The 12,903-nt window shown below is 64.4% G+C and carries 14 protein-coding genes and 1 other RNA gene; 10 read left to right on the top strand and 5 right to left on the bottom strand.

Features of this window, described 5'->3' with window-relative positions; genetic code table 11:
• Window positions 1-153 precede the first annotated feature (153 nt).
• A complete protein-coding gene (locus M2427_RS39195) occupies window positions 154-1,587 on the top strand; it encodes an MFS transporter (RefSeq protein WP_280712107.1) in 1,434 nt (477 codons plus the stop codon).
• Window positions 1,588-1,712: 125 nt separating this feature from the next.
• Here M2427_RS39195 and M2427_RS39190 read toward each other — a convergent pair whose 3' ends face one another.
• The 5 genes from M2427_RS39190 to ffs form a co-directional block, all read right to left on the bottom strand.
• Complete coding sequence (locus M2427_RS39190; protein WP_280712106.1) at window positions 1,713-2,147, bottom strand: hypothetical protein; 435 nt, start codon at window positions 2,145-2,147, stop codon at window positions 1,713-1,715.
• A gap of 87 nt (window positions 2,148-2,234) precedes the next feature.
• The gene (gene recR, locus M2427_RS39185; RefSeq protein ID WP_280712105.1) at window positions 2,235-2,837 is read right to left on the bottom strand and encodes a recombination mediator RecR; all 603 of its coding nucleotides are present in this window, start codon (window positions 2,835-2,837) and stop codon (window positions 2,235-2,237) included.
• A gap of 1 nt (window position 2,838) precedes the next feature.
• Entirely contained in the window at window positions 2,839-3,159 is a 321-nt protein-coding gene (locus M2427_RS39180; RefSeq protein ID WP_209966244.1) for a YbaB/EbfC family nucleoid-associated protein, read from the bottom strand.
• Window positions 3,160-3,184: 25 nt separating this feature from the next.
• A complete protein-coding gene (locus tag M2427_RS39175) occupies window positions 3,185-5,023 on the bottom strand; it encodes a DNA polymerase III subunit gamma/tau (protein ID WP_280712104.1) in 1,839 nt (612 codons plus the stop codon).
• Between the two features lie 94 nt (window positions 5,024-5,117).
• Window positions 5,118-5,214: signal recognition particle sRNA small type (gene ffs / locus M2427_RS39170), an RNA gene on the bottom strand.
• A 183-nt stretch (window positions 5,215-5,397) separates the two neighbouring features.
• On the opposite strand from ffs, the gene M2427_RS39165 reads away from it, so the two are divergent.
• From M2427_RS39165 to M2427_RS39125, 9 genes are all read left to right on the top strand, one after another.
• The gene (locus M2427_RS39165; protein ID WP_280712103.1) at window positions 5,398-6,264 is read left to right on the top strand and encodes a transporter substrate-binding domain-containing protein; all 867 of its coding nucleotides are present in this window, start codon (window positions 5,398-5,400) and stop codon (window positions 6,262-6,264) included.
• A gap of 153 nt (window positions 6,265-6,417) precedes the next feature.
• Complete coding sequence (locus tag M2427_RS39160; RefSeq protein ID WP_280712102.1) at window positions 6,418-7,080, top strand: amino acid ABC transporter permease; 663 nt, start codon at window positions 6,418-6,420, stop codon at window positions 7,078-7,080.
• Window positions 7,077-7,871 carry an amino acid ABC transporter ATP-binding protein gene (locus M2427_RS39155; protein ID WP_280712101.1) on the top strand — a complete coding sequence of 265 codons (795 nt, stop codon included), beginning with the start codon at window positions 7,077-7,079 and terminating at the stop codon, window positions 7,869-7,871. Before M2427_RS39160 ends, M2427_RS39155 begins: the two co-directional genes overlap by 4 nt.
• A complete protein-coding gene (locus M2427_RS39150; RefSeq protein ID WP_280712100.1) occupies window positions 7,871-8,626 on the top strand; it encodes an SDR family oxidoreductase in 756 nt (251 codons plus the stop codon). The genes M2427_RS39155 and M2427_RS39150 overlap by 1 nt, the downstream gene beginning before the upstream one ends.
• Window positions 8,623-9,750 carry a muconate cycloisomerase family protein gene (locus tag M2427_RS39145; RefSeq protein WP_280712099.1) on the top strand — a complete coding sequence of 376 codons (1,128 nt, stop codon included), beginning with the start codon at window positions 8,623-8,625 and terminating at the stop codon, window positions 9,748-9,750. The genes M2427_RS39150 and M2427_RS39145 overlap by 4 nt, the downstream gene beginning before the upstream one ends.
• A gap of 235 nt (window positions 9,751-9,985) precedes the next feature.
• Window positions 9,986-10,405 (top strand): HIT family protein, encoded by a 420-nt coding sequence (locus M2427_RS39140; RefSeq protein ID WP_280712098.1) that lies wholly within the window; start codon window positions 9,986-9,988, stop codon window positions 10,403-10,405.
• An 11-nt stretch (window positions 10,406-10,416) separates the two neighbouring features.
• Window positions 10,417-11,355 carry an NAD(+) diphosphatase gene (gene nudC, locus M2427_RS39135; RefSeq protein ID WP_280712097.1) on the top strand — a complete coding sequence of 313 codons (939 nt, stop codon included), beginning with the start codon at window positions 10,417-10,419 and terminating at the stop codon, window positions 11,353-11,355.
• A 5-nt stretch (window positions 11,356-11,360) separates the two neighbouring features.
• Window positions 11,361-12,284, top strand: coding sequence for a sugar kinase (locus tag M2427_RS39130; protein ID WP_280712096.1), 924 nt, complete (start codon window positions 11,361-11,363; stop codon window positions 12,282-12,284).
• A gap of 97 nt (window positions 12,285-12,381) precedes the next feature.
• Window positions 12,382-12,891 carry an Lrp/AsnC family transcriptional regulator gene (locus M2427_RS39125; protein ID WP_280712095.1) on the top strand — a complete coding sequence of 170 codons (510 nt, stop codon included), beginning with the start codon at window positions 12,382-12,384 and terminating at the stop codon, window positions 12,889-12,891.
• The last annotated feature ends 12 nt before the right edge of the window (window positions 12,892-12,903 follow it).

Here is a 12,903-nt window from a genome sequence, read left to right as displayed (position 1 = left end):
GGCGCGCGGGTTGTGTTCCCGTGCACCCCCCGGGGGGGGTTTTTTTTGTGCGGTTTTTTGATTTATTTGGCCCCATTCCCCGGGGGGCGGCCCCGGGGGTGGCCGGGGCCACGACAGCTCACTTGTGGTGTCAGAATCTGCTAACACGGCCGTATGACCGCACCCGACGCGACCTCCTCCGCCGGCACCGATGCCCCTGCGACCTCCTGGCGCGACAGCCTGGCTGTCTACCTGCAGCCGCGGGTGCTGATCGTGCTGTTCCTCGGCTTCTCCTCGGGGCTGCCGCTGGCGCTGTCAGGATCGACGCTGCTGGTGTGGATGCGCGAGGCCGGGGTTGATCTCAAGACCATCGGGCTGTTCGCGCTGGTCGGCACGCCCTACACGCTGAAATTCCTGTGGGCGCCGCTGGTGGATGCGATGCATGTGCCGCTGTTCACACGCGCCTTCGGGCGGCGGCGCGGCTGGCTGCTATTCTCGCAACTGCTGCTGATCATTTCGATCCTGCTGCTGGCCATGACCGATCCGGCACGCTCGCCGTTCTATGTCGCGCTCGGCGCGCTGCTGGTGGCGACGACATCGTCGACGCAGGACATCGTGGTCGACGCCTTCCGCGTCGAGAGCCTGCCCGAAAGCGAGCAGGCCGCCGGCATGGCGGCCTATGTCGCAGCCTATCGCATCGGTATGCTGGTCTCGACCGCGGGGGCGCTGTTCATCGTCTCGGGCTTCGAGGGCAGCGGCATTCCACGTCCGTCAGCCTGGATGTGGGGCTATGTGGTGATGGCGGCGATGGTGCTGATCGGAACAATCACGGCGCTCGTCGCGACAGAGCCCGGGCAATCAGGCCAGGCTGAAGATGCCCTCGTCGACTATCATCCGAATCCCGAGAGGGAGTGGGTCAAGGCGCTGCTGCGCGGGATTCACCGGATAGTTCCTCACAACGTCCTGGAAACGCGAATCGCGCGGGCCGCGACCAGTGCATTCATTGATTTCCTGGATCGGAAGGATGCGCTCGTCGCACTTGCTTTCGTCGTGCTGTTCAAGTTCACCGATGCATTCTCCGGCCTGATGACGGCGCCGTTCGTGATCGACCTCGGCTTCACCCGCAACGACTACGCGGCGATCGTGAAGGGCGTCGGCCTCGCCGCAACTTTGATCGGTGGCTTTGCCGGCGGTTTTGTCGCACGGCGTTACTCGCTGGCAAATTCGCTCTGGATCGGCGGCGTGCTGCAGGCATTGGCCAACCTCTCCTTCGCGTGGCTCGCGGTCGTCGGCGCGAACCAATGGGCGCTGGCGCTCGCAATTTGCGCGGAGAATTTCACCAGCGCGATCGGCACGGTGATCTTCGTCGCCTATCTCTCGGCGCTGTGCCAGAACCCGCTGCACACGGCGACGCAGTATGCGCTGCTCACCGCACTTGCGGCGGTGGGGCGAACCTATCTCTCATCAGGCGCCGGGTTCGTCGCTGACCTCACCGGCTGGCCGCTGTTCTTCGTGATCTGCGTGCTGGTGGCGATCCCGAGCCTGGTGCTGCTGACCTGGCTGCAGAAGCGCGGGCATTTCGAGGAACTGGGGCCGGTGAGGGTTTGACACTCACATCTCTCCTCGTCATTGCGAGGAGCTCTTGCGACGAAGCAATCCAGACTGTTTCCGCGGAGAAAGTCTGGATTGCTTCGCTTCGCTCGCAATGACGACGGGAGAGCCGTCGGTACCCCTTATTTCTTCACCAAACTCCACTTCGTCACCACGGCTTCGCTCATCTGGCCGGGATCGCTCGCGCAGGCGACTTCATCCACCTTGACCGAGATCTCCTTGCCGACGAAGGATTTCAACTGCGAGGCCTGCGCATCGCTGGAGGTGACGAGCTGAAAGGTCTCAGGCCCGGTCTCGAGATCGCAGAGACCGCTCGGCGCCGGCAGGCGGCGCGGCTCGGAAGTGATCTGGTACATCGCAATCCGCTTGCCGGCATTCTTGGCATCGCGGATCTTCATGGCGTTCAGCTCGCCCGAGAGCACCTCGCCGGCGCTGATCGGCTTGCCGGGCTTCGAGGGCGGCGGCGCCTCGTCGTCCTGCTGCGCAGCGATGGCCGGTGTCACCAGCAGCATCAACGTCGCGGCCAAAGCCCATCGTGTGGCGAAAAGTTTCGTCATGTCGTCCGTTCCGTAGATCTGGATGGAGATTCTTGTTTTGACGCGTTTTCTTCACGCGAACCGGTATCCACTTCGCTCGAAAACGCTCTAGAACAGGGTCCGCTGCCGCATGGCGGCCGATAGCGTGCCCTCGTCGAGATAATCAAGCTCGCCACCGACAGGCACACCATGGGCCAGCCGGGTTACTTTGACGTTGGCGTCCTGAAGCAGGTCGGTGATGTAATGCGCCGTGGTCTGGCCGTCGACCGTCGCATTCAGCGCCAGGATGATCTCGTGCACCTCGGCCGCGTGGGCCCGCGCGACCAGCGCGTCGATGGTGAGGTCCTGCGGGCCGACACCGTCGAGCGGCGACAAGGTCGCACCCAGCACATGATAGCGCCCTTGCGTTGCATTGGCCCGCTCCAGCGCCCACAGATCAGCAACGTCGGCGACGACGACGATGATGGCGGGATCGCGCTTCGGATCGGTGCAGACCGTGCAGGGATTTTGCGTGTCGATGTTGCCGCAGGTCTTGCAGACCTGGACCTTGTCGAGCGCGACCTGCAAGGCAGAGGTCAGCGGCATCATCAGCGCTTCGCGCTTCTTGATCAGATGCAGCGCCGCGCGCCGCGCGGAGCGCGGACCGAGGCCTGGCAGCCGTGCGAGAAGCTGCACCAGCCGCTCGATTTCGGGACCTGCAACCGCGCCCATATTATTGGCCGAACAGCCCCGGCGGCAGGCCGAGCCCGCCGGTGAGCGACTGCATCTTTTCCTGCATCGCAGTCTCCGCCTTGCGGCGGGCGTCGCCGAGCGCGGTGACGAGCAGGTCTTCCAGCACTTCGCGCTCTTCGGCCTTCATCAGCGAGGGATCGATCTTGACGCCCTTGACGTCCATCTTCGCGGTCATGCGCACGGCGACGAGACCGCCGCCGGAGATGCCCTCGACCTCCACATTGGCGAGAGACTCCTGCATCTCCTGCATCTTGGATTGCAGCTGCGCTGCCTGCTTCATCATGCCGAGAAAATCAGCCATGGGTGTTCGTCCTTGAAAGAATAGCTCAGAGATCGTCGTCGGCGTCGGAACCGTCGGGCGGATCGTCAGAGCCATAGTCGGCGTTAATATTGGATTCCGGCGTCTCGGGGGCAAGCCTGCGGACCTCGACGACCTTCGCGCCGGGGAAGCGTGACAGCACCTCCTGCACGCGCGGATCTGCCTCGGCGGTGCGGGCATGTTCCTGCTTGGCAGCCTGGTTGACCGAACGCAGCGTCGCCTGGCCCTGCTCGTTGGACACGATGATGGTCCAGCGGCGGCCGGTCCAGAGCTCAAACTTGCGCGCGAGCTCGGAGATCATGGTCTTGGAGGCGTTCGGCTCGAGCGCGACTTCCAGCCGGCCCTCCTCGAAGCGGACAAGGCGCATGTCGCCTTCGAGCGCGCCCTTGGTCATGAGATCACGCTTCTGCCCTGCAAGCGCGACGAGCTGGGTGAAGCTGGTGACACGCAACTGAGGTGTCGCGCCATGCGGATCCGGCGCCGGCGCGGCCATTTGCGGCCGGGCACCGCCGCCGAGCGCCGACGGCGACGACGTCGGCATGCGAACAGGCGCGACCGAAGCAGCCGGCGCCGCGGAGGCCATCGGCGCCGATGGCGCGCTGCTGCGCGCACCACCGCCGCTCACGACCGGCGAGCCGCCGCCATTCTGCTCCAGCATCCTGATCGCTTCGTCCGGCGTCGGCAGGTCGGCGACATAGGCGATGCGCACCAGCACCATCTCGGCGGCCATGACGGGACGCGTTGCGGCCTGCACCTCGGTAATGCCCTTGAGCAGCATCTGAAACATCCGCGACAGCACGCGGTGCGAGATCTTCGACGCGAAATCGCGCGCGCGCAGCCGCTCGGTCTCGCCATAGGCGACGTTGTCGGCGATTGCCGGAATGATCTTCACGCGGGTGACGAAATTGACGAACTCGGCAAGGTCCGAGAGCACGACGACGGGATCGGCGCCGACGTCGTACTGGTCACGGAATTCCTTGAAGGCGCTCGCGATGTCGCCGCGCGCCAGCGAATCGAACAGGTCGATGACGCGGGTGCGGTCGGCGAGCCCCAGCATCTGCCTGACGGCATCGGACTTCACGGCGCCAGCCGCATGCGCGATCGCCTGGTCGAGCAGCGACAGCGAATCGCGCACGGAACCTTCCGCGGCGCGCGCGATGATGCCGAGCGCCTCGGGCTCGATCTCGACATTCTCCTTCGCGGCGATATTGGCGAGGTGCTTCATCAGCACGTCGGCCTCGACGCGGCGGAGATCAAAGCGCTGGCAGCGCGACAGCACCGTCACCGGAACCTTGCGGATCTCCGTCGTCGCGAACACGAACTTGGCGTGCTCCGGCGGTTCCTCCAGCGTCTTCAGGAAGGCGTTGAACGCCGCCGTCGACAGCATGTGGACTTCGTCGATGATGTAGACCTTGTAGCGGGCGCTGGCCGGCGCGTAGCGCACGCTGTCATTGATCTGGCGGACGTCGTCAACACCGGTATGCGAGGCCGCGTCCATCTCCAGCACGTCCATGTGCCGGCTTTCCATGATCGCCTGGCAATGCACGCCCAGCGTCGGCATGTGGATAGTCGGGCCCTTCACCGAACCATCCGGCATCTCGTAGTTGAGGGCGCGGGCGAGGATACGCGCGGTGGTGGTTTTGCCAACACCGCGGACGCCGGTGAGGATCCAGGCCTGCGGAATGCGCCCGGTCTCGAACGCATTCGAGACGGTGCGGACCACGGCCTCCTGGCCGATCAGATCGTCAAACGATGAAGGGCGGTATTTGCGGGCCAGCACCCGGTAAGGCGCATTGCCGGCGGGGCCGGCGCTATCAGGAGGTGGAGGGGCGCCAGCGTCGGTCATCGGTCAATCCGCAATGGAATGTCTCTCGGCTGGCTTTTGCGGACAGGAGCGCGCGGGCGGCCATGCCGCCAGCGCAATTCGCTCGAAAAAACAGGTAGGAGACTGACGAGCGACCCGATCCGGACCTCGTTAGGGCTGCTTCCTTCCGGACCTGACCCGGTTGGCGAGTGGCTCGTCCACCGCCAATCTCCCGGTCCCTATTTGGGGCCAAAGGGAGCGGAAAGCAAGCGGGTATCACATTGGCCACCTTGATCTTGCCCAGCATCCGGGCAATTCCTGACCTGCCCAGCCAATAGGCTGTGCTTCCGTCGCCTCGGTCGCCTTGGTAAGAACGCTGCCGGAACTCCACCCAACCAGAAAGGCGATTGATCCCAATGGTTACACGTCGAGATGTTGCATCGATTGTCGGACTTGGTGCCGGACTTGGCGCGATCGGCGCAGCCGCCGCTGGCGCGCTGGCCTCGCCGGCCGTGGCCCAGGCGGCCGATCCCAACGAATCGACCTTCGCCCGCATCCGCCGTACCAAGAAGATGCGGATCGGCGCGGTCGGCGGCGGCGCGCACTATTACATGAAGGATCTCGCCAGCGGCCAGTGGAAGGGCTTCTACGTCGACATCTCCAAGGCGCTCGCCGACGACATGGAGGCCGAGCTCGAGATCACCGAAACCACCTGGGGCAATTCGGTGCTCGATCTCCAATCCAACAAGATCGACATCTTCTTCGGCCTCAACCCGACCCCGAAGCGCGCGCTGGTGATCGACTTCTCGGTGCCGGTTTTCAACAACGCCTTCGGCATTCTCTGCAAGAAGGACTTCAAGCTGAAGAGCTGGGCCGAGCTGAACTCTCCCGACATCAAGATCGCGGTCGATCAGGGCTCCTCGCACGACCAGGTCGTCAGCCGCCTGACGCCAAAGGCTCAGATCTCGCGTCTGAAGACCGCCGATGATGCCACCGCGGCGCTGCAGACCGGCCGCGTCGACGCGCAGTGCCTGATCACCATGCTGTCGCTGACCGTGCTGAAGAAGAACCCCTCGCTCGGCCAGTTCGTGCTGCCGACGCCGATCTTCGCGACGACGTCGAATGCCGGCTTCCGCCGCGAGACCGACAAGACCTGGCGCGACTACGTCAACACCTGGATCGACTTCAACAAGGGCCTCGGTTTCATCCGCAACGCCATCATTACCAACATGGAGCTGGTGGGCGTGACGGAGGCGGACATTCCGCCGGGCGTGTCGCTGTAACGTGTAGTGAGCACCTCAAGCATCCGCACCGTCATGACCGGGCTTGTCCCGGCCATCCACGTCCGACCCGCTGCACCAAGAACGTGGATGCCCGGGACAAGCCCGGGCATGACGTCGAGTTTCTGGTTGGCATCCGGCATGAGCTAAGCACGCATGTATCAGTGGGACTTCGGCATCCTCTGGAGCTATCGCTGGCTCTTTCTCAACGGGCTTGGCGTCACCGTCGGCTTCACCGTGGTGATCGTGATACTTGGCCTCGTGTTCGGCCTGTTCGGCGCCTTCGGCAGCCTATCGCGCCTCAAGCCCGTACGCATTGTCGCCCTCACCTTCATCGAAGCGTTTCGCTGCACGCCGATCCTCGTGCAGCTGATCTGGTTCTATTACGCGCTGCCGATCCTCGCCGGCGTCGAGATGACGCCGATCACGGCTTCGGCGCTGGCGCTGTCACTCTATGGCGGCTCGTTCTATTCGGAGATCATCCGCGGCGGCATCATCTCGATCGACAAGGGACAGTCGGAAGCCGGCGCCGCGCTCGGGATGACGCCTATCCAGAGCATGCGGCGCATCGTGCTGCCGCAGGCCATCAAGCGCATGATCCCGGCGCTGATGAACCAGTCGATCATCCAGTTCAAGAACACCTCGCTGGTCTCGGTGCTGGCGGTGCCTGACCTCGTCTATCAGAGCCAGGTCGCGGCCCATGACAGTTACCGGCCGCTGGAAACCTATACAGCGGTGGCGGTCGCCTATGCGGCGATCCTGATCCCGCTCACCATCATCGTCCGCCGCGGCGAGAAGCGACTGGCGGTCGGCGAATGAGCGACACATCGAAAATCGAGATCCGTGGGCTGCGCAAGAGCTTTGGCAGCAACGAGGTTCTCAAGAACATCAATCTCGACGTCGCCAAGGGCGGTGTCGTGGCGCTGATCGGGCCGTCCGGCTCCGGCAAATCGACGCTGCTTCGCTGCATTAATCTGCTGGTCGTGCCCGATGGCGGCAGCGTCCGCGTCGGCGACACGCGCTTTGCATTCGGCGAGGGCACGAAGCTCCCTGATGTGAAGACACTGGCAAAATTCCGCGCCACCACCGGCATGGTGTTCCAGCACTTCAACCTGTTCCCGCACATGACGACGCTGCAGAATGTGATGGAGGGGCCGGTCACGGTGCGACGCATGGCCAAGGCTGACGCCGAAAAGCTCGCGCGGGCGCAGCTTGCCAAGGTCGGACTCGCCGAGAAGGCGGATCAATATCCGGCAACACTCTCCGGCGGCCAGAAACAGCGCGTCGCGATCGCGCGCGCGCTGGCGATGGAGCCCGACGTGATGCTGTTCGACGAAGCCACGTCGGCGCTCGATCCCGAGCTCGTCGGCGAGGTGCTGAACGTGATCCAGCAGCTGGCCTCTGAGGGCATGACCATGGTGATCGTGACCCACGAGATTGCGTTTGCCCGCGAAGTCGCCGACCGCCTGATCTTCATGCGCGACGGTGTCGTGGTCGAGGAAGGGCCGGCGCGGCAGGTGATCGACAATCCAAGGGAAGCCGCTACACGCGCCTTCCTCGGCCATTTCCACCGCACCGGCGCGCTGCCGCCGGCCAACGCGACACCGTGATGCCTAATATCGATCGCGCCTATCTCGTCACCGGTGCCGCCAGCGGCATCGGCCGCGCCACCGCAAAATTACTCGCCGCGCCAGGCACTGCGCTTCTGCTGCACACGCGCTCGAATGCAGAAGGTCTCGATGCCACCGCGGTGGAGGCCGAAGCGAAAGGCGCGGTTGTCGCAAAGTGCCTCGGCGACCTTGCCGAGCAAGCGGCCGTCACCGACGCCATCGCCGCCACGCAACGCGCCTTCGGCCGGCTCGATGGGTTGGTTCTCGTCGGCGGCCACGCCCGTCGCGGCAGCGCGGTCGGCACGCCGGCCGATCAATTCCGACAGGCTATGGATGAATCGGCGCTGGCGTTCACGCGGATGGTCGAGGCTGCGCTGCCGCTGCTTCGCGTGGGGCAGGACGCGCGCATCGTCGCGGTGTCTTCCTTTGTCGCGCATGCGATCCGGCCGGAATTTGCGCCGTTCGCAGCAACGGCTGCGAGCCGTGCCGCGCTGGAAGCGTTGGTCCGGCTCGCAGCGGTCGAGCTAGCGAAAGACGGCATCACCGTCAACGCAGTCGCGCCCGGCCTCATCGTCAAGGACAAGCCGAGCGAGAGCCGGCTCTCGCCCGAGCAGATCGCTGCGACCGAAGCGCTGATCCCCATGCGCCGCCGCGGGCGGCCTGAGGAAGTCGCCGAGATCATCGCCTTTCTGGCGTCCCCCAAAGCATCCTACGTCACCGGCCAGGTCTGGCACGTCGATGGAGGCCTGACATGACCGAAGCAACCGTCGAGCGCATCAGGCTGTTCCTGATCGAAAGCCCGATCAAGATGGCGCGCCTGCAGGGCGTCGGCAACGTCAAGGGCACCGTGAAGCGCGTGCTGATCGAGCTCACGTCCAGCGATGGCGTGATCGGCTGGGGTGAGGCTGCTCCGTGGGAGGTGTTCACGGGAACGCCGGAAGCGGCTTTCGCCGCGCTCGACATTTATCTGCGGCCGATCCTGCTCGGCAAATCCGTGCGCCGCATCCGCGCGCTGATGGCGGAGCTCGACCGCGCGCTGGTCGGGCACGCGGAAGCAAAAGTCGCGATCGAGATGGCGCTGCTCGACATCGTCGGCAAATCGTCCGGCTTGTCGGTCGCCGATTTGCTAGGCGGCCGCGTGCGCGACACCATTCCCCTCTCCTTCTCCATCGCCGATCCGGATTTCGCCGCCGATCTCGAACGCATGCGGAAAATGGTTCCTGATGGCAATTTGATCTACAAGGTCAAGACCGGCGTGAAGCCGCACCGCGAGGACCTCGACCATCTCGAAGCGATCCGGAAAGAATTCGGCGACAAGATCGACCTTCGCGTCGACTACAACCAGGCCTTAGCGCCTTTCGGCGCCATAAAAATCCTGCGCGATGTCGAGGCGTTCGCGCCGACCTTCATCGAGCAGCCGGTGCCGCGCAAATTTCTCGACGTGATGGCGCAGCTCACTGCGGCGCTGGAAACGCCGGTGCTCGCCGACGAAAGCTGCTTCGATCGCCGCGACATGATGGAGGTGGTGCGCCGCGAGGCGGCCGATGCCGTCTCGATCAAGCTGATGAAATCAGGCGGCCTGTTCGAGGCGCAGGCGATCATGGCGATCGCCGACATCGCCGGCCTGCCCGGCTATGGCGGCACGCTGTGGGAGGGCGGCATCGGCCTTGCCGCGGGAACGCAGCTGATCGCGGCGACCCCGGGCATCTCGCTCGGCTGTGAGTTCTACATGCCGCATCACGTGCTGACCGAGGATGTGCTGGAGGAGCGCGTCGCCAACCGCGCAGGTCACGTTGTCGTGCCTGATGGTCCGGGCCTCGGCATTCGCGTCAGCGAGGCGTCTATCCGGGCGAATGCACGGGTATTGGCGGAGGCGTAGTTTTTGGTCGTCCTGGCGAAAGCCAGGACCCATTACCCCAAGAAGAAGTTCTAGTGCAAACTGGTCACCACGAATCTTCGACAAACTACTCCCTGTGGTGATGGGTCCTGGATCTGCGCTTCGCTTGTCCAGGACGACGGTCGAGTATGCAGTTGCCATCCTTCCCCTGACGGACCTCGTATCGTATGGTCGCACCAAACACGCCCGAACCTATCGAGGCCATCCGGAAACCTCCATGCCCGATCCCGCCTGGTCGCTGCACTCCCGCCTGAAAGAGGACACCATCGACATCGGCGACCTGCCACTGTCGAAGGTGCTGGTCATCAAGGACGCGCACTATCCCTGGCTGCTGCTGGTGCCGCGACGGCCTGACGCGGTCGAGATCATCGATCTCGACGAGGTCCAGCAGGCGCAATTGATGACGGAGATCTCCCGCGTCTCGCGCGCGCTGAAGGAGATCACCAAATGCGACAAGCTCAATATCGCAGCGCTCGGCAACCTCGTGCCGCAGCTTCACGTCCATATCATTGCACGTCGCACCAGCGACGCCGCCTGGCCGCGACCGGTCTGGGGTGTGATGAAGCCGTTGGCGCATGACGCCACCGAGGTGCAGAATTTCATCAGCGCGCTTCGCAAGAAAATCTGGTTGGGTTGAAAGAACAAGAAATGTCAGCATTCGACTCGTTTCCGCTGGGGCAACCGGCCTTCGTCACCAACATCCTCGACCGCGCCGCGCATCTTCGCCGCGATGACGAAAAGCTGTTCGCGATGGAGCAGAAGTCCTCGTCGCGCGCTTATGTCATCTACCGCGACTCGCTGCTGGTGAAGCGCGAGGGCGGCAAGGTGCGTGCGCTGCTCTCGATCGAGGAGGCGCTGAAATGCGGTGCCAATCCCGGCACGATCTTTCTGGGCCTTCGCGACGGCGCCGCCAGGTTCGGAATGGGCCTGCCGCAGGCCGCCGCCGAGAAGCTGGTCGGCCGGGAGGACTACACCGTCACCGAGCTGCGCGGCATGGCGATGCAGGGCGCGATCCCGCCCGACGAGCTCTCGGCGATCGCGATGGCGAAGTCGATGGTCGGTTGGCACCAGCGCCACGGCTATTGCGCCAATTGCGGCACTCGCAGCGCGATGAAGGAAGGCGGCTGGAAACGCGAATGCCCGGCTTGCAAGGCCGAGCACTTTCCGCGCACCGATCCCGTCGTGATCATGCACGTGGCATCGGGCGACAAATGCCTGCTCGGCCGCCAGAAGCAGTTTCCGCCGGGCATGTATTCCTGCCTCGCCGGCTTCGTCGAGGCCGCCGAGACCATCGAGGACGCGGTGCGCCGTGAGATCTTCGAGGAATCAGGCATTCGCTGCACCGACGTGCAGTATTACATGACGCAGCCCTGGCCCTATCCGTCGTCGCTGATGATCGGCTGCAGCGCGCGGGCCGTGAGCGAGGATATCGTCGTCGACCATTCCGAGCTGGAAGACGCTCGCTGGTTCACGCGCGAGGAGGCGGCGCTGATGCTGAAGCGCACGCACCCCGACGGGCTCGCCGGTCCGCATCCCTTCGCCATCGCGCATCATCTGCTCGGCCGCTGGGTGCACGACAAGAGCTGAGAGCGATGGCGCTATCCAGGATCGCGCCGCGCATCCTCTGCATCGGCATCCCCGTGCGCGACCTCACCTTCCGGGTCGAAGCCGTGCCGGAGCGCGGCAGCAAGGCGAACGCGACGCATCTTGCCGAGATCTGCGGCGGCAACGCGCTAAATGCCGCGATCGCCATCGCCAGGCTTGACGGCCGTGTCGCGTTTGCGGGGCCGATGGGCGATGCGCGGGAGACGTCGAGCAGTTTCATTCTCGAGCGGATGACCGCCGAGGGGATTGAGACCAGCCATATCGTGCGCATGCCCAACGCGGCCACCCCCGTCTCTGCGATCATCATCGACGCGTCAGGCGAACGAACGCTGACGATCTATCGCGATCCCGCGCTGTGGAGCGTGAAGCTGTCGGATACGGACGAGCTGCTCGCCGATTGCCAGGCCCTCCTCGTCGAGAGCCGCTGCGGTCCCTTCTGCATCGATGTCTGCCTTGAGGCGCGCCGGCGCGGCATTCCCGTCATCGTCGGCGTCGACCGTGCGATGGCGCTGGCGGACGGCCTGCTCACGGCCGCCTCGCATCTGCTGTTTGCCAGCGAGCAGGTGCAGGAGACCGCTGGCATCGCCGACGACGGCGAGGCGCTGAAGCGGCTCGCAGAACTCACGCCGGCTTTCCTCGCCGCCACCCGCGGGCCGAACGGCACGATCTGGCTGAACGAGGCGGGTACGTTGGTGGAGACGCCGGCCTTCCCGGTCGAGGCCGTGGATACGCTCGGCGCCGGCGACGTCTTCCACGGCGCCTTCACGCTTCGGCTTGCCGAGGGTGGCGGAGTGCCGGAGGCGCTGCGATTCGCCGCGGCCGCCGCAGCCCTGAAATGCACCCGCCATGGCGGCGGTCCGGCGGCACCACAACGCATTGAAGTTGAAGCGTTTTTGCACGGCAGACGTTAGAGCCATTCTGCCGAAACGCCAAGATTATGGGCTTGCTATAGAAAGATTTTCTCTATATCAGGGAAATCAGCCCATGAATTGGAACAAAGTTCTTCAAATGACTGATGTCGCTGTCCAGCTTCCCGAGACCAGCCGCCGCCTCGATGCCATCGATCGCAAGATCCTGATGGTTCTCCAGGACGATGCCTCCCTGTCCGTTGCCGAGATCGGCGACCGCGTCGGGCTGTCCTCGACGCCCTGCTGGAAGCGCATCCAGCGCCTGGAGGCCGACGGCGTGATCCTGAAGCGGGTGGCGCTGGTCGATCAGAACAAGATCGGTCTCGGCATCTCCGTGTTCGTCTCGGTGGAGAGCTCGGATCATTCCGACGCCTGGCTGAAGAAATTCGCCGAAGCCGTCAGCGCCATGCCGGAAGTGATGGAATTCTACCGCATGGCCGGCGACGTCGATTACATGCTGCGCGTCGTGGTCGCGGACATGCAGGCCTATGACATCTTCTACAAGAAGCTGATCAGTGCCGTGCCATTGAAGAACGTGACCTCGCGCTTCGCGATGGAAAAGATCAAGTCGGTGACGGCGCTGCCGATCCCGGCCGTGGTCGCGGCGTAGAAAGCTAGCGTA

Source organism: Bradyrhizobium sp. BR13661 (assembly GCF_029892425.1).
Lineage (GTDB): Bacteria > Pseudomonadota > Alphaproteobacteria > Rhizobiales > Xanthobacteraceae > Bradyrhizobium.
Note: the sequence above shows the minus strand (reverse complement) of the source record. Positions and strands in the feature narration are given on the sequence as shown.